Here is a 14,211-nt window from a genome sequence, read left to right as displayed (position 1 = left end):
GCCTAGGCTGGGATCTCCACCGTGATTGCCAGTTCGCCAGCGTTTCCCGTAGCTGGATGCGCGTTTGCTGCCGCGAGCATCGCGTGAATGGCCGGGGTTACGTTGGCTGCGTCTCCAGCTGCTGCGGCCACACGCTTCGCAGAGCCTGCCCGCGCATCGCCTATCGCGAAAACACCCGGCTGGCTCGTTTGGAGTAGGAAGTGACCTGCCGAACTCTCGGTTTCGGTGATGATGTAGCCACGTCGGTCAAGCATCACACCGGAGCCTTTGAGCCAATCGGTGTTCGGGTCGGCGCCGATGAACAGGAACAGATGCTGGGCAGCGACAGTTCGCGGATGTTCTGCCTTTCTCTGCTGGTAGCCGACCGTTGCGAGCTCGCCGTTATCGCCTTCAAGGCAGAGGAGACGTGCATCTTCGACCACCGTGACGTTTCCAAGCATCGAGATCCGCTCGATCAAATAGTCCGACATGGTCTTGGAGAGGCTTCGGCGAGCGATAAGCGTCACGTGCCGGCAGTGCGCTGCGAGGAATACAGCCGCCTGTCCGGCGGAATTGCCACCACCGACGAGAACTACGTCCTTGCCGTTGCATAGTCGGCCTTCGAGCGGCGACGCCCAGTAATGAACCGACGTGTCCTCGAACTTGTCGATGCCGGGGACGTCGAGGCGCCGATAGCTTGCGCCGGATGCAATGACCACGGCGCGAGCTTCGATAGTCTTGTTGTCTGCGAGCTTCACGAGGTGCTTATCGGCGCGAATGGTCGACAGCCCGATCGCCTCAGAAGGTACTCGTGTCTGAACGCCGAACTTCTGGGCTTGGACCATGGCCCTGCCCATGAGAGCATTACCGGAAATGCCCGTAGGAAAGCCAAGGAAATTCTCGATCCGAGAGGAAGCCCCGGCCTGGCCTCCGATGTTTCGGCAATCCAGCAGGATGACCGATAGCCCCTCGGATGCAGCGTAGACGGAGCAGGCGAGCCCAGCCGGGCCCGCGCCCACCACGACCAAGTCGACCGCCGCCCCGTCTTCGAGAGGTTGAAGCAAGCCGATGCATCGAGCGAGTTCTTCATCGCTGGGCCTGCTCAGCACGAGCTCGCCTGGGCAGATCAGTACGGGCAGGGCAAGGTCCTTCGCCTTTCGCTGGACCAGAATTGCGTCCGCGATGGGGGTCCCGGGTTCAATCTGAGCGAACGGGTGCGCGTTCCGCGTTAGGAAGTTCGAAAGGCGTATGACGTCCGGGTTTGCAGCGCCTCCGATGATGACCGGCCCTCCGACGCCCTTCTCTAGGAGCAGCATCCGGCGGAGAATCAACGCTCGCATGATACGCTCGCCGAGCTCGGCCTCACCTAGGAGCAGACGGTGGAGGTCCGCACCAGAAAGCCTGGTGGCCTCGACATCCTCGACGGCCCTGACCGTCACCAGCGATGGCCGGCCCGAGAGTTGTGCGAGCTCGCCTTGAATCTCACCGGAACCATGCTGATTGACCTCGACTCGTTGGCCAACTTCGTCCGCCTGCGTGACTGCTACTGACCCGCTCAGGATCACTATGACCCCATCGCTCGTCACCCCGGACGCAGCAACAATCTCTCCAGCGGCAAATCGACTTCGGGAACCGAACCGACCGATCCGAGCAAGTTCTTCGGTATCGAAGACGGGGTTGAGCTGAGCTCGGCGCGTCTCCAGCAACGAAGGGGATCGCCCGGTCATCAAACCATCGCCTTCGGACGTCATTGTCCTGGTTGAGCGGCACGCTCGATCATCGCGGCCACCAGATCAGGATGCGAGATCATCACGACGTGCGAGCCACCGGGAACCTCCACCGCCTCGCGTGCATGCGCGCGCTTGGCCATAAAGGCGTGCAGCGCCGGTGGGATGTTGAGGTCACGGGACCCCCACACGAACCAAGACGGGACACTCCGCCACGACAAGGCGGCAGCCGGCTCCTCGAGTGCCGATTTCACGATGGGTCGCTGCGTGGCAGCCATGAGCGCCGCCTCGGCGGTGGGAACGTCGGCGGCGAACTGATCATGATACTTCGCCGGTGAAATGTAGATATCGGCGCTTCCATCGGGCAGCACCACGGGCGGCGCTAGGGCTTGCGCAAGCGTGGCAGTTGGGAAGCGCGCGCCGAGGCTCGCGGCACTTTCACCGACCTCCGGCGCCAGTCCGTCGACGAACACGAGTGCCTTCACGTTGGGATGGCCAGCCCCAGCAACCGAGATGACCTCGCCACCGTACGAGTGACCGACGAGAACCACAGGTCCCGGCTCCGCAGAGACCAGCGCGCCCACGTACGCCGCATCTCCTTTGAGGCTACGAAGCGGGACCGCTGCGGCAATCACGGGATACCCCTTCGCCCGCAGCCTGCTGATCACGCCGTTCCAGCCAGCGGACTCTGCGAAAGCGCCGTGCACCAGGATGACAGTCGGCTTGGCTGGTGCAGGTTGCTGCGCCCAAGCCGGTGCGGCAATCAACATAAGCGCGGCGAGCGCCGTAGCGAGTCTGAGCATGGTCTTGTCCTTGTTCCTGCGGATGGCTGATCGAAGAGACGCCCCTCTCAGGCGACCAATTCAGGCCGGGCCGCCCGCTGTTCGGCGGCCAACTGCTCGTGAACGAAGGCGAGGATGTCGGTATTAATGACATCAGCATGCGTTGTCGGCATCCCGTGCGGCAGGCCCCGATAAGTTTTCAGCGTGCCCCGCTTCAGGAGCTTCACAGCGAGCGGTGCAGAGTCCTCATAAGGTACGATCTGGTCGTCGTCGCTGTGGAGGACCAGCACCGGCACATCGATAGCCTTTAAGTCCTCGGTGAGGTCCGTCTCGGAGAACACCTTGATGCAATCATAATGGGCTTTGATGCCGCCCATCATGCCTTGCCGCCACCAGTTGCGGATCGCACCCTCGATCGGCTTGGCGCCCGGGCGGTTGAAGCCGTAAAAGGGGCCGCTGGCGATCTCGAGATAAGTCTGAGCGCGATTACTCGCGACGGCCGAGCGATATCCGTCGAACACTTCGATCGGCAACCCGCCAGGATTACTCTCCGTGCGGATCATGACCGGCGGAATAGCGCTGATAATGATGGCCATCGAAACCCGTCCGCGTTCTGCGCGCGCCACGTAGCGGGTAACCTCGCCGCCGCCGGTCGAGTGGCCGACATGGATCGCGTTTTTGAGGTCGAGGGCTGAAGTAAGTTCTGCGACGTCCGCGGCATAGGTGTTCATGTCGTTTCCGGTGTCGGTCTGGTCGGAGCGGCCATGCCCTCGACGGTCGTGGGCGATCACTCGAAAACCTTGCCCCAGGAAGAACATCAGCTGGTTGTCCCAGTCGTCTGCGCTCAGCGGCCATCCGTGATGAAACACAACGGCTTGGGCGTCTTTGGGGCCCCAATCCTTATAGAAAATGCGGGTACCGTCAGATGTCTTCAGCATGGACATGTGTTCTTCCTTCAGTCTGCAGTCTTGCGGATCAGCTCAGCGGCCACCCGGCGGAGGTGTTTGATGTTTCGATTGTACGGGGACGACGAAGTGCAGCGCCTGTGCCGCGATCACCCGATGCGTGGGATCAGCGAGCTCAATCAGCACGTTATGCGGTCCTTCACCCAAGCCGACGAGCACGATTGTTCCGCCGCTTGCATCGACGAAATGCCAAGGGGCGTCGTCCACGGTCACATGGAGGTGACCTATCCTAGGGGATACGCCCAGCGCGCCTGCTCCGAAGACCGGCAGCACCCGAAGGTTCTCGGTCCTGTATTGGATGAAGACCCGCCCCTCGGAGAGGGGTTGGGGGAGGGGCGGGTCGACGACGAGCCGGGGAGCAGGCTCGTGGTCAAGAGCGACTAGAGGTGTCGCGCCAATGACGCCACGCGCGCTCTGAGCGGACACATCGCTTGCGATCGCTGTTGCAGCCATGAGTGTGGCCTCCAAGAGATGGTGAGGCGGCACTTACAGGGAGCGTTGGCTATCGGGGCGGAGAGTGCGACCGAGGAAGTCGCGGATGAGCGGGACCATCTCGTCGAGCTTGTCCTCAAGCGCGAAATGGCCGGTGTCGAGCAAGTGTAGCTCGGCGTCCGGAACGTCTCGAAGATACGGTGTCGCGCCAGCAGCCGGGAAAATGTAGTCGTTTTTGCCCCAGACAATGAGCGTCGGGGGTTCGTATTCGCGTAGCCACGACTGCACCCGTGGATAGAGCTCCAGGTTCGTCCGATAATCGTAGAACATGTCGAGCTGGATCTCGTCGTTTCCGGGGCGGTCGAGCAGAGCTTGGTCATGGACCCAATTGTCCGGGGAGATCCGGCTCACGTCCGACATGCCGTCAGTGTATTGGAATTTGGTGGTCTCCAGCGTCAGCAGCTTACGAAGCGCGTTCCGCGCTTCGATCGATCCCTCGGCCCAATATGCTTTGATTGGATCCCAGAACTCCTTGAGGCCCTCGTCGTAAGCGTTGCCGTTTTGGACGATCAACCCAGTGACGCGGCCGGGATCCTTGAGCGCGAGGCGCCAACCGACGGGCGCGCCGTAGTCCATTACATACATGGCAAAGCGGTCGACCCCGATCTGGTCGAGAAGCTGGTCGACGAGCTCAGCAAAACGATCAAAGGAATAGCTGAAGCTGGCCCGATCCGGCGCGTCGCTCTGTCCATAACCCGGATAATCAGGAGCAATGACGCGGTATCGATCAGCAAGCAGCGGGATCAACTGGCGGAACATGTGCGAGGAGGTGGGGAAGCCGTGCAGCAATAAGAGGTTTGGTCCGTCCGCTGGCCCCGCCTCGCGATAGAATATGTTCAGTCCGTCAACTGTCGCGGTTCGATAGCGGGTGACTGGAATACTGGATGCCACGTGGCGCGTCTCGCTGGTCGTGCGTTCTAGGACGTTCGTGCTCATCACCCTCTCCCTCTTCAAGGCGAGCGGCGGTGCCCGGCGTTTGGACCGATCGGCTTCGACAGATCGGCCGGGACGACGCTCCAAACCTGTGTTACGGCTATCGTTGGGACCGCGTGTTACGGTTATCGTCGGGACTCGGACCGACGTGGATTGTTGCATCCGACAAAAATCGAGCCGGAATTGACAAATCCACTACTGACCGCTGGTGTCCCTGGAAGGACGTCTGATGGGGCAAGCGGCGCAGGTGGGGCCACCCGAGGTAGGGCTCGTCCTCTACCCTGGTTGCCAAATGGCGATGGTCCACGGGATGACGGACCTGCTTGGCGTAGCGAGTGACTTCTCGACTAAGAGGGGTGGACGACGCCTGCGAGTTTCTCACTGGAGCATGAATCCGACGGGCCGCATCGATCGCTCTTTTGACACCGATCCCGCGCTCGAGGGTGCCCCTCACGTGATCGTCACGCCGGGTCGACTCACTGGACCGATCCTAGGTGAAGAAGCAGCGCCATTTGCCGAATGGCTGCGGGAGCGCCACGACGCTGGCGCTACCCTCGCCGCCAACTGCGGGGGTGTGTTCCTCCTTGGCGCCACTGGACTACTCGCAGGGCGCCCGGCCACGACGCACTGGCTCTTCGCTGACTTGTTCAGAGAGCATTTTCCGGATGTAGCGATGGAGCCCGGAAAGATCGTCATCGAGGATGGGGACATCATCACGGCCGGCGGGCTGATGGCTTGGACGGATCTTGCGCTGCGGCTTGTCGACCGCCTGCTCGGCCCAACCGTGATGGTCGAGACGGGGCAATTTTTCCTCATCGATCCGGCCGGGCGCGAGCAACGGCACTATAGCAGCTTCTCTCCTCGACTTGAGCACGGCGACGACGCGATCCTTAAGGTGCAGCATTGGCTCCAAACACGTGCGGTGAAGCGGATTCAGGTATCCGAGATGGCGCGCGAAGCCGGTCTTGAGGAACGGACGTTCCTCCGACGGTTCAAGGGGGCGACTGGGCTGAAGCCCACTGAATATGTTCAACAGCTCAGGATCGGAAAGGCGCGCGAATTGCTCCAGTTTACAAGGCGGCCTGTCGACCAAATCGCATGGAGCGTCGGCTATGAAGACCCGGCAGCCTTCCGACGACTGTTTCGCCGGCTGATAGGTATCACACCCGGCGAATATAGGAGGCGCTTTGGAGCCGGCGCCGATCTCGAGGTTGCGGCCTAAAGACCTACAGGAAGGATCGACAGATGTTCAGTCGTTGCCGGATGGGATTGCTGGCGCTCTTGATCTTGGTTGCTTCGGTCTCTCCCCTCGGCAGGGCGGGTGTTGCGTCTGTGCTAGGCCCCTCTGCCTTCCTGCTGGCTTTCGTTGGCGATACCGATGAGGCTGACCAGGATTTCCTCGCAACGCTAGACTTGCGGCGTGGGAGCACCACGCTTGGCAAGGTGATCGCAACGACACCGATCGGCACGAAGGGATCAATGCCGCACCACATGGAATATTGGCTACCGCCGTCCGGCCGCCTGTTGTTTGCGAACTCGCATCATCACGAAGACATTCTACTGCTCGACATTCACGATCCGCTGCACGTCGCCATCGAAAAGCGGATCCGACCGCCCGCACCGCTACGTTTCCCACATGATTTCTATAGATTGCCGAACGGCAATGTACTCGTTGGCTTCCTGAGAAGCGAAGGCCCAAGCCCACGCGCAGGCGATAAAACGTTTCCAGGCGGACCAGGTGGTATCGCGGAGTATGACGCGTCTGGGCGTCTCTTGAGGCGGGCGAGCGCGGCCGCAGACACCAGAGAGCCCGTCCGCGTCTATGCGCTCACGATGCTACCCAAAATCGACCGTATCGTCACGACCAGCGCGGCCATGATGGAGGAAAGTGCCGCCGACGTCGTGCAGGTCTGGCGCTATTCTGACTTCAAGCTGCTGCACACTATTCCCGTGCCGCCGGGCGTAAACCGCGATGGCTCGGTTGCCTTAACCGCCGCGCACGCGCCCTTTGCTCTCAGAGCTCTTGCGAACGGCAACGTGCTCGTTAGCACTTACGGTTGCGGTCTGAATCTTCTCACTGGCGTCACCTCGTCGACACCGCAGATCCGCAATGTCTACACCTTCGATGCCGACGAACCGAAGGGGCCAGGCGAATACCGGGGTGCTTGCGCAGTGCCGCTCATTCTCCGGGACAAACTGTGGCTTATGCCAGTGGGAGGCAGATCCACGCTGGTGACACTTGATATCAGTGACCTGAGCCATCCGCGCGAGCGCTCGCGCTTACTTCTTCCGCATGGCTTCGCACCACATTGGCTGGCACGGGACCCAGCATCGGATCGCCTCGTGCTTTGTGCGCACAACGGCGGCCAACAAGGCTTCTTCATTTTAAAGATCGACGAGCGGACGGGGCACACCTCGTTCGACGACTCGGTGCATGTTGCCGGATCATCCGCTGGTTACATTGATCTGACGTCGCAACGCTGGCCCCATGGACGCACTGGCCCAGGGTGGGCTCATTCGGCACTTTTTCTTCCGGCAGAATACAAACCTGAGACTGCCTCCCTACGGTAACCTGTTGCTATGTCTTCAATGGCCGCGTGGGGCGGTTTCGGCCGACAGAGCGATTTTGATTCAACGGCCAGATTTGCGCAATCCCGCGCCGAAACCGGACGTTCCGCCTTCGGCCAGCACCTGACGGTCGCTGAGCGATATCCGCACCATCAGCGGGGCTAAAACGTTACCAAAGTAATGACGACTGATGCGCCAATTTTCACGGTCGGACATTCGACCCGGTCGATCCCTCAGTTCGTGGAACTGCTGCGAGCCGGGCAAGTATCGCTCGTAGTCGATGTTCGAACGGTTCCACGATCGCGACGCAACCCGCAATATAATGAAGATGTTCTCGGCGCCGAGCTAAGCCAATATCAGCTTGGCTATGCGCGTATCGCGGCCCTCGGAGGACTTCGCGGACGATCTCCGGAAGTCCCTGCGTCGACCAATGCATTCTGGGAAAACAAGAGCTTCCACAATTATGCCGATTACGCTCTATCCGATCAGTTCGCGGCAGGCCTCGCGGAGTTACTCGAACTCGCCCGTGAACGTCGCTGCGCGATCATGTGTGCGGAAGCCGTCTGGTGGCGCTGTCACCGCCGGATCATCGCCGACTATCTGCTCGCTCGCGGAAGAACGGTGCTTCACCTGATGGGTGACGATCGCGTCCAACCGGCCCGACTTACACCAGGAGCGGAGCCGAGGGATGGCAAGGTGCTTTACCCCGCGAGAGGGTGATCGGTCGGCGCCTTCGAGCACCAGGCCTGCGCATCGCCGGATTGAATCCTAAGCTGCCACAAGCGGATGGTCTACAAACGGCCAAAGTTGGACGTAGGGCAGGGGATATCCGCGACGCGCCCTTGTCGGTCATTGCCGGGCAGTGCGGTCCGGCCCGCAAGCGGACGTTTGTTCAGCCCGTAGCTAGCGACAGCTTTCCCAAGCTGACATCGCACTATTGGGCTTCTGAAAAACCGTCGTCGGTGCCGGTTCGCCGTCGAGAAGCTAGTGCAGGTTGAATAGCTTGCATCATCGTCGAATGTGAATGACTCCATCGACCGCATGCCATTCAGCTGGCTTCAACAAGCCCTGGTGCGAAATGCTGATCGAGTGAAGCGCTCCTTCCAGCTCCCGCTGCCAATGCTCGAGGAATTGAAACAGGAGCGGAAAATCCGGTGGAAGATCATAGTCCTGCCAGACGAATTGCTGGAGCAGAGACCGGGCGTCCGGCCTGTAGTAATAGATTTCCGCCGTAGTCAGCCTCGATCCGCCAATCTGCGCGACAAAGGCGCGATCCTTCATGCCGAGCCCGTCCCTCTATGCCGAGCAGTCCCGCGCCCCTTTTGGGACCAGATCAAATTCGGAGCGCCCGAAGTTACCTGACGAACGTCGCGCCACGCTGGACGTTAGGCGAGAAAGAATCGCACGCCGGACCTCGGGCTCGAAGTTGGGCCGCACCTGTGCCTTGAACGGGTGATCGAGAGGGAAGAACCATCGCGACACTGTCATCCTCCTTCCTGACTGCCGCTTTGAGACTTTAGGGCCTCGTGGCCGAAGAAATTTTTGTCTGTCTGGCGCTTCCGTCAAGATGGCAAAGGAATCGTTCGGCGCAGGAAATTGGCACTCTGTGCCAACGAGTGCCAAAAATTTTCGTTCCGGACCTTGAACAGGGGAATTTCAATTCCAAAATCCGGCCCCGCCTGGCGTCCCCGGCGGGACTCCGGCGATGACATTCACGTTTTGCAATTGGAGGGTATGCATGCATTTCCGCCCCTTGCACGACCGAGTGGTCGTACGCCGCCTCGAAGCTGAAGAGAAAACTTCAGGCGGGATCATTATTCCCGACACAGCGAAGGAAAAGCCGCAGGAAGGCGAGGTTGTAGCCGTCGGTCCAGGCGCGCGGGACGAGAACGGCAAGCTCGTCGAGCTGTCGGTTGCACCGGGCGACCGAATCCTTTTCGGCAAATGGTCGGGGACCGAGGTCAAGATCAGCGGCGAAGACCTGCTGATCATGAAGGAAAGCGACATTCTGGGGGTGATCGAGGTTGAGGCTGCGCTGAAGCGCGCAGCGTAGCCGCCGCATCCTCAAAACAAGCCAAATAGAAAGGAGTTTTGGCCAATGGCTGCCAAGGAAGTGAAATTTGCGTCGGACGCGCGCGATCGTATGCTGCGCGGCGTCGATACCCTTGCGAACGCGGTGAAAGTGACGCTCGGGCCGAAGGGCCGCAACGTGGTGATCGACAAGAGCTTCGGTGCACCACGCATTACCAAGGATGGCGTGACTGTCGCGAAGGAGATCGAACTCGCCGACAAGTTCGAGAACATGGGCGCGCAAATGCTGCGTGAGGTCGCCAACAAGCAGAACGACCGAGCGGGTGATGGCACCACCACGGCGACGGTGCTTGCTCAGGCGATCGTCCGCGAGGGCGCGAAAGCGGTCGCCGCGGGGATGAACCCGATGGACGTCAAGCGCGGCATCGACCTTGCCGTTGGCACGGTCGTCAAGGACCTGGAGACCCACGCGCGAACAGTCAGCGCGAACCATGAAATCGCGCAGGTGGCGACGATTTCCGCCAATGGCGACGAAGAGGTCGGCCGAATCCTCGCCGAAGCCATGGAAAAAGTCGGAAACGAGGGCGTGATTACCGTCGAGGAAGCGAAAAGCCTGGAAACGGAGCTGGAGACGGTCGAGGGCATGCAGTTCGACCGCGGCTACCTGTCGCCCTACTTCATCACGAATTCCGAGAAACTCAAGGTGGAGCTGGACGATCCCTACGTCCTGATTCACGAGAAGAAGCTATCCAATCTCCAGGCCCTGATCCCGCTCCTCGAGCAGGTCGTGCAGTCCGGCCGTCCGTTGCTAATCATCGCCGAGGACGTAGAGGGAGAGGCGCTCGCAACGCTTGTGGTCAACAAGCTGCGCGGTGGTCTCAAGGTCGCGGCGGTCAAGGCACCCGGCTTCGGCGATCGGCGCAAGGCCATGCTGGAAGACATCGCCGTCCTGACCGGCGGCAATGTCGTCAGCGAAGAACTCGGTACCAAGCTCGAGAACGTCACGATCGAGATGCTGGGCCGCGCGAAAAAGGTCGCGATCGACAAGGACAATACTACAATCATCGACGGCGCGGGCGCGAAGACGGACATCGAATCCCGAATTGCGCAGATCCGACAGCAGATCGAGACGACGACCAGCGACTATGACCGCGAGAAGCTCCAAGAGCGCCTCGCGAAGCTCGCCGGCGGGGTTGCGGTCATTCGTGTCGGCGGTGCGACCGAAGTCGAGGTCAAGGAGAAGAAGGACCGTGTCGATGATGCGCTTCACGCGACGAGGGCGGCCGTGGAGGAAGGCATCCTTCCCGGCGGCGGCATCCCGCTCCTGAGGGCGATCAAGGCGTTGGATGGTCTGGAAACGGCTAACGACGACCAGCAATCCGGCGTCGACATCGTCCGCCGCGCGTTGCGCGCTCCGGCCCGCCAGATCGCCGAGAATGCTGGCGAAGATGGCGCCTATGTCGTCGGCAAGCTGTTGGAGACCCACGAGTATAACTGGGGCTTCAACGCCGCAACTGGAACCTATGAGGATCTCGTCAAGGCGGGCGTCATCGATCCGGCAAAGGTCGTTCGCACGGCGCTGCAGGACGCATCGTCCGTCGCTTCCCTCCTGATTACGACCGAAGCGCTCGTCGCCGAGGTCCCCAAGGAAGAGAAGTCGCCCGCTGTCCCCGCCATGGACTACTGAGTGAAGAAGGACGAGGGGCGCGGCACCTGCTGCGCTCCTCCGTCCTTCTTGGTGCACAGGGAACCAGCAAAGACGCTGACATCCTTTCGACCGGTTGTTCGTTGCTGCCATGACAGCTTTCCACCGGAAGCTGCCATTAGCTAGTGGCCGGATTGGGTGGAAAGCTGACGGCCCGTCGAACCGCCGGGAACTTCTCAGTAAAACTTCCATCTAATCCTTCGTCGCACCGCATCCGGTGCTGCGTCACGAGGGATTTGTCATGTTGAAAACCACTTTGATTGGCCTTGGGTTATTTGCGTTTTCAGTTCCGGCGGCCGCCGCCGGCGGGCCAACCGATCCGCAGATCGCACACATCGCCTACACGGCTGGAACCATCGACATCGCGGCCGCCCAGCAGGCGCTTGCCCGTTCGCACAACAAAGCGGTGCGTGCCTTCGCACAGGAAATGGTGCGCGACCATAAGGCGGTGAACGACAAGGCGCTCGCGCTCGTGAAGAAGCTGCACGTGACGCCTGAAGCAAACCCAACCAGCGCCGGGCTCAGCAAGAGCGCCGCCGCAACGTTGAAGAGGCTTAGCCATCTCCACGGTCGCGCGTTGGATCGCGCTTATGCGGAGAATGAGGTCGCCTACCACCGCACTGTGAACGGCGCGCTTTCGACCACCTTGATCCCCTCCGCGAACAATGCCGAGCTGAAATCGCTGTTGAGCACCGGGCTGGCGCTGTTCCAGGAGCATCAGGCGCACGCCGAGCATCTCGTGAAGGGCTTGAGATAAGATGCGCTCGAGGCGGCACCCCCTGTACGCCCTGAGCGTCGGGGCGCTGCTGCTGGCGTCCCCAGCGGCAGCGGCCCCACGTACCTGGACGGTGGTGATCGACAAGATGAAGTTCGGGCCCTTGCCTGGCCGGCTGCACAGGGGCGACGCGATCATCTGGGTGAACCGCGACTTCCTCCGGCATACCGCAACTGCAGAAGACCATAGTTTCGACGTAGACCTGCCCGCCGGAACGAAGGCGAAAACTGTCCTCAAATCCGCAGGAGCGATCGCCTTCGCTTGTCGTTATCATCCGGGCATGCGCGGCATGCTGCAAGTTAGATGAGGCAAATGGTGCGATCGGCTCAGACAGCTCTCGACCGCGACCACAGCGAAGATACCGAACTCGCACGGCGCTGCGCAGCGCGGGACCGCGACGCCATCCGGCATGTCATGGCCGCCAACAATCAACGCCTATACCGCGCCGCGTGGAGCGTGCTGAAGAACAAACCCGATGCCGAGGAAGCCGTGCAGGCGGCCTATCTATCCGCGTTCGCGAACATGGGTTCGTACGAGGGCCGCTCGTCGCTAACGACTTGGCTCACCCGGATAGTCTTGAACGAGGCGCTCGGCCGGCACCGCGCGGAGCAGGTGCGGCGCAAGTCTCTCGAGCAAAGAGGGGTGTCCATGCTGGACGACTATCGTGGCGCATTGATGCGTGGATCGGACAGTGACGCGCCCGACGTCGCCGTCGCGCGCGAACAAATTCGGAAGATGATCGAGCAAGCGGTGAGCAGCCTGCCGGAAGGCTTTCGCACCGTGTTCGTGCTTCGAGACATCGAGGGGCTAAGCGGTGAAGAGACGGCTCAGATCCTCGACTTGCCCCTAGCCACCGTGAAGACGCGCCTGTTCCGCGGTCGCAAGCGGCTTCAGGAGTTGCTCGCCCCTGAAGTGAAGGCCGTACTCACCGGCACCTTCCCGTTTGCGGGAGTGCAATGCGCGGAGATGACCGAGCGGGTCCTCAAGGCGCTTTAGCTTCTCAGCCGAGGAAGCTTGGATCCAGTAGGACATCGGTGCCGATCGCGATTAGGCCAAGCCCTCCGTTCCACTCCACCACCTGCCGCAACCTCGCGTCGAGCGCTCGCCCAAGCAGACGCGGCGGGCTTCTGGTCGCGCCTGATCAAGGCAACAGCGTCTAGCGTGTGTCCGCCCAGCATTTCGCGCGAGTCATTAGGACGACCTCGTGCGCGTGTTCATTGGAATACCCCTCGGCGCTGTGGCATGGGCGCTCCGCTCACAGGAGGTGTGTCATGCGCTCCATCGGCATCGTGCGTTCCTTCAATCTGGCGGTTGTGCCGACGTTACTGTTCATGGCTTCGCCCGCAGCCCCAGAGCCCCAAAAGACGAATTGGGACGCCATCGACCAGGCGCTGGGCCGGGCGGGGACGCCACAGGCTGACGGCGTTCGGCGTTACAGTTTCCCGCGAACGGATCTCCATGTCGCGCTTGACGGAGTGACGGTCAAACCGGCGCTTGCCCTTGGCGGCTGGCTTGCGTTCCAGCCGATGGGCGCGAACGCAATCGTGATGGGAGATCTCGTTCTCACTCCCGAAGAAGTTAACCCTGTCATGAGCGAGCTGCTGAAGGGCGGCATCCACGTCACCGCGATCCACAATCACCTACTGCGCGCAGCGCCGCCGACCGTTTACATGCACGTCGAAGGCCGAGGCGACCCAGCACGCCTTGCCGCCGGTCTGCACGCTGGGCTGGCGATATCGCACACGCCGCCGGCGTCTCCGTCCGCTGCGCCGCCGCCACCTCTCGATCTCGATACGGCGGCCGTCGACCGGATTATGGGCAAGGCCGGAAAGGCCAATGGCGGTGTCTACCAGTTCACTTTCCCGCGCGCAGAGACGATCATGGACGAGGGAATGGCGGAGCCCGCTTCGATGGGCACGGGCACCGTGATCAACTTCCAACCGCTCGGCGGAGGTAGAGTTGCAACCACGGGAGATTTCGTCCTGCTTGGCAGCGAAGTCGATCCGGTCATGCGCGAACTACGTGCCCACGAGATCGAAGTGACGGCACTCCACAGCCACATGATCGGCGAGCAACCGACAATCTATTTCATGCACTTCTGGGCCGTCGGTCCCGCGACGCAGCTGGCGGTTGGGCTCAAGGCCGCGGTAGATCGGACGAACGCCCAACGCTGAGACACTAATGGCAGAATGGGTCGAAAGCTACCACAAGAGGACCGTCCGCAAACGGACAGCGCAGCTGGCTTCTGGCTGGC

At 61.3% G+C, this 14,211-nt stretch carries 16 protein-coding genes; 9 read left to right on the top strand and 7 right to left on the bottom strand.

All coding sequences use genetic code 11. The features are described from left to right. Window positions 1–2: 2 nt before the first annotated feature. Genes ABD704_RS11595 through ABD704_RS11575 form a run of 5 tightly spaced genes read right to left on the bottom strand, consistent with a single transcriptional unit; the run spans window position 3 to window position 4,881 of the window. Window positions 3–1,706: an FAD-dependent oxidoreductase gene (locus ABD704_RS11595; RefSeq protein ID WP_344699845.1), complete on the bottom strand. Its 1,704-nt coding sequence runs from the start codon at window positions 1,704–1,706 to the stop codon at window positions 3–5. 20 nt (window positions 1,707–1,726) lie between these two features. Beyond that, complete coding sequence (locus ABD704_RS11590) at window positions 1,727–2,509, bottom strand: alpha/beta fold hydrolase (RefSeq protein ID WP_344699844.1); 783 nt, start codon at window positions 2,507–2,509, stop codon at window positions 1,727–1,729. Window positions 2,510–2,556: 47 nt separating this feature from the next. Then, window positions 2,557–3,432, bottom strand: a complete 876-nt coding sequence (locus ABD704_RS11585) for an alpha/beta fold hydrolase (protein WP_344699843.1) — start codon at window positions 3,430–3,432, stop codon at window positions 2,557–2,559. A gap of 36 nt (window positions 3,433–3,468) precedes the next feature. Further along, window positions 3,469–3,906: a DUF6130 family protein gene (locus tag ABD704_RS11580; protein ID WP_344699842.1), complete on the bottom strand. Its 438-nt coding sequence runs from the start codon at window positions 3,904–3,906 to the stop codon at window positions 3,469–3,471. A gap of 33 nt (window positions 3,907–3,939) precedes the next feature. Then, entirely contained in the window at window positions 3,940–4,881 is a 942-nt protein-coding gene (locus ABD704_RS11575) for an alpha/beta fold hydrolase (RefSeq protein ID WP_344699841.1), read from the bottom strand. A 385-nt stretch (window positions 4,882–5,266) separates the two neighbouring features. Between ABD704_RS11575 and ABD704_RS11570 the strand changes: the two genes are divergently transcribed. Beyond that, on the top strand, window positions 5,267–6,100 hold the full coding sequence (locus ABD704_RS11570; RefSeq protein ID WP_344699840.1) for a GlxA family transcriptional regulator: 834 nt from the start codon (window positions 5,267–5,269) through the stop codon (window positions 6,098–6,100). 221 nt (window positions 6,101–6,321) lie between these two features. Beyond that, on the top strand, window positions 6,322–7,449 hold the full coding sequence (locus ABD704_RS11565) for a hypothetical protein (RefSeq protein ID WP_344699839.1): 1,128 nt from the start codon (window positions 6,322–6,324) through the stop codon (window positions 7,447–7,449). 60 nt (window positions 7,450–7,509) lie between these two features. Here the strand turns inward: ABD704_RS11565 and ABD704_RS11560 are convergent, their stop codons facing one another. Beyond that, the gene (locus ABD704_RS11560; RefSeq protein WP_344699838.1) at window positions 7,510–7,662 is read right to left on the bottom strand and encodes a hypothetical protein; all 153 of its coding nucleotides are present in this window, start codon (window positions 7,660–7,662) and stop codon (window positions 7,510–7,512) included. Between the two features lie 24 nt (window positions 7,663–7,686). Here ABD704_RS11560 and ABD704_RS11555 point away from each other — a divergent pair, with 24 nt between their 5' ends. Continuing rightward, window positions 7,687–8,166 carry a DUF488 domain-containing protein gene (locus ABD704_RS11555; protein WP_344699837.1) on the top strand — a complete coding sequence of 160 codons (480 nt, stop codon included), beginning with the start codon at window positions 7,687–7,689 and terminating at the stop codon, window positions 8,164–8,166. A gap of 288 nt (window positions 8,167–8,454) precedes the next feature. Here the strand turns inward: ABD704_RS11555 and ABD704_RS11550 are convergent, their stop codons facing one another. After that, window positions 8,455–8,727, bottom strand: a complete 273-nt coding sequence (locus ABD704_RS11550) for an usg protein (RefSeq protein ID WP_344699836.1) — start codon at window positions 8,725–8,727, stop codon at window positions 8,455–8,457. Window positions 8,728–9,184: 457 nt separating this feature from the next. Between ABD704_RS11550 and groES the strand changes: the two genes are divergently transcribed. The 6 genes from groES (at window position 9,185) to ABD704_RS11520 (ending at window position 14,131) form a co-directional block, all read left to right on the top strand. After that, entirely contained in the window at window positions 9,185–9,499 is a 315-nt protein-coding gene (groES, locus tag ABD704_RS11545) for a co-chaperone GroES (RefSeq protein WP_344699835.1), read from the top strand. Between the two features lie 45 nt (window positions 9,500–9,544). Then, complete coding sequence (gene groL / locus ABD704_RS11540; RefSeq protein WP_344699834.1) at window positions 9,545–11,164, top strand: chaperonin GroEL; 1,620 nt, start codon at window positions 9,545–9,547, stop codon at window positions 11,162–11,164. Window positions 11,165–11,423: 259 nt separating this feature from the next. After that, window positions 11,424–11,939 carry a DUF4142 domain-containing protein gene (locus ABD704_RS11535; protein WP_344699833.1) on the top strand — a complete coding sequence of 172 codons (516 nt, stop codon included), beginning with the start codon at window positions 11,424–11,426 and terminating at the stop codon, window positions 11,937–11,939. A 1-nt stretch (window position 11,940) separates the two neighbouring features. Next, a complete protein-coding gene (locus ABD704_RS11530) occupies window positions 11,941–12,264 on the top strand; it encodes a cupredoxin domain-containing protein (protein WP_344699832.1) in 324 nt (107 codons plus the stop codon). Window positions 12,265–12,269: 5 nt separating this feature from the next. Further along, on the top strand, window positions 12,270–12,953 hold the full coding sequence (locus tag ABD704_RS11525; RefSeq protein WP_344699831.1) for an RNA polymerase sigma factor: 684 nt from the start codon (window positions 12,270–12,272) through the stop codon (window positions 12,951–12,953). 275 nt (window positions 12,954–13,228) lie between these two features. Continuing rightward, entirely contained in the window at window positions 13,229–14,131 is a 903-nt protein-coding gene (locus tag ABD704_RS11520) for a DUF1259 domain-containing protein (RefSeq protein WP_344699830.1), read from the top strand. The last annotated feature ends 80 nt before the right edge of the window (window positions 14,132–14,211 follow it).

The organism is Sphingomonas limnosediminicola (genome assembly GCF_039537965.1).
Lineage (GTDB): Bacteria > Pseudomonadota > Alphaproteobacteria > Sphingomonadales > Sphingomonadaceae > Sphingomicrobium > Sphingomicrobium limnosediminicola.
This window is presented reverse-complemented; position numbering and strand designations above follow the sequence as displayed.

Excerpts from the sequence above, each read along its gene's own strand:
- ABD704_RS11595 (WP_344699845.1), bottom strand. The coding sequence starts at position 1,706 with ATGACCGGGCGATCCCCTTCGTTGCTGGAGACGCGCCGAGCTCAGCTC.
- ABD704_RS11590 (WP_344699844.1), bottom strand. The coding sequence starts at position 2,509 with ATGCTCAGACTCGCTACGGCGCTCGCCGCGCTTATGTTGATTGCCGCA.
- ABD704_RS11585 (WP_344699843.1), bottom strand. The coding sequence starts at position 3,432 with ATGTCCATGCTGAAGACATCTGACGGTACCCGCATTTTCTATAAGGAT.
- ABD704_RS11580 (WP_344699842.1), bottom strand. The coding sequence starts at position 3,906 with ATGGCTGCAACAGCGATCGCAAGCGATGTGTCCGCTCAGAGCGCGCGT.
- ABD704_RS11575 (WP_344699841.1), bottom strand. The coding sequence starts at position 4,881 with ATGAGCACGAACGTCCTAGAACGCACGACCAGCGAGACGCGCCACGTG.
- ABD704_RS11570 (WP_344699840.1), top strand. The coding sequence starts at position 5,267 with ATGAATCCGACGGGCCGCATCGATCGCTCTTTTGACACCGATCCCGCG.
- ABD704_RS11560 (WP_344699838.1), bottom strand. The coding sequence starts at position 7,662 with ATGTCCGACCGTGAAAATTGGCGCATCAGTCGTCATTACTTTGGTAAC.
- ABD704_RS11550 (WP_344699836.1), bottom strand. The coding sequence starts at position 8,727 with ATGAAGGATCGCGCCTTTGTCGCGCAGATTGGCGGATCGAGGCTGACT.
- groES (WP_344699835.1), top strand. The coding sequence starts at position 9,185 with ATGCATTTCCGCCCCTTGCACGACCGAGTGGTCGTACGCCGCCTCGAA.
- groL (WP_344699834.1), top strand. The coding sequence starts at position 9,545 with ATGGCTGCCAAGGAAGTGAAATTTGCGTCGGACGCGCGCGATCGTATG.
- ABD704_RS11535 (WP_344699833.1), top strand. The coding sequence starts at position 11,424 with ATGTTGAAAACCACTTTGATTGGCCTTGGGTTATTTGCGTTTTCAGTT.
- ABD704_RS11530 (WP_344699832.1), top strand. The coding sequence starts at position 11,941 with ATGCGCTCGAGGCGGCACCCCCTGTACGCCCTGAGCGTCGGGGCGCTG.
- ABD704_RS11525 (WP_344699831.1), top strand. The coding sequence starts at position 12,270 with ATGGTGCGATCGGCTCAGACAGCTCTCGACCGCGACCACAGCGAAGAT.
- ABD704_RS11520 (WP_344699830.1), top strand. The coding sequence starts at position 13,229 with ATGCGCTCCATCGGCATCGTGCGTTCCTTCAATCTGGCGGTTGTGCCG.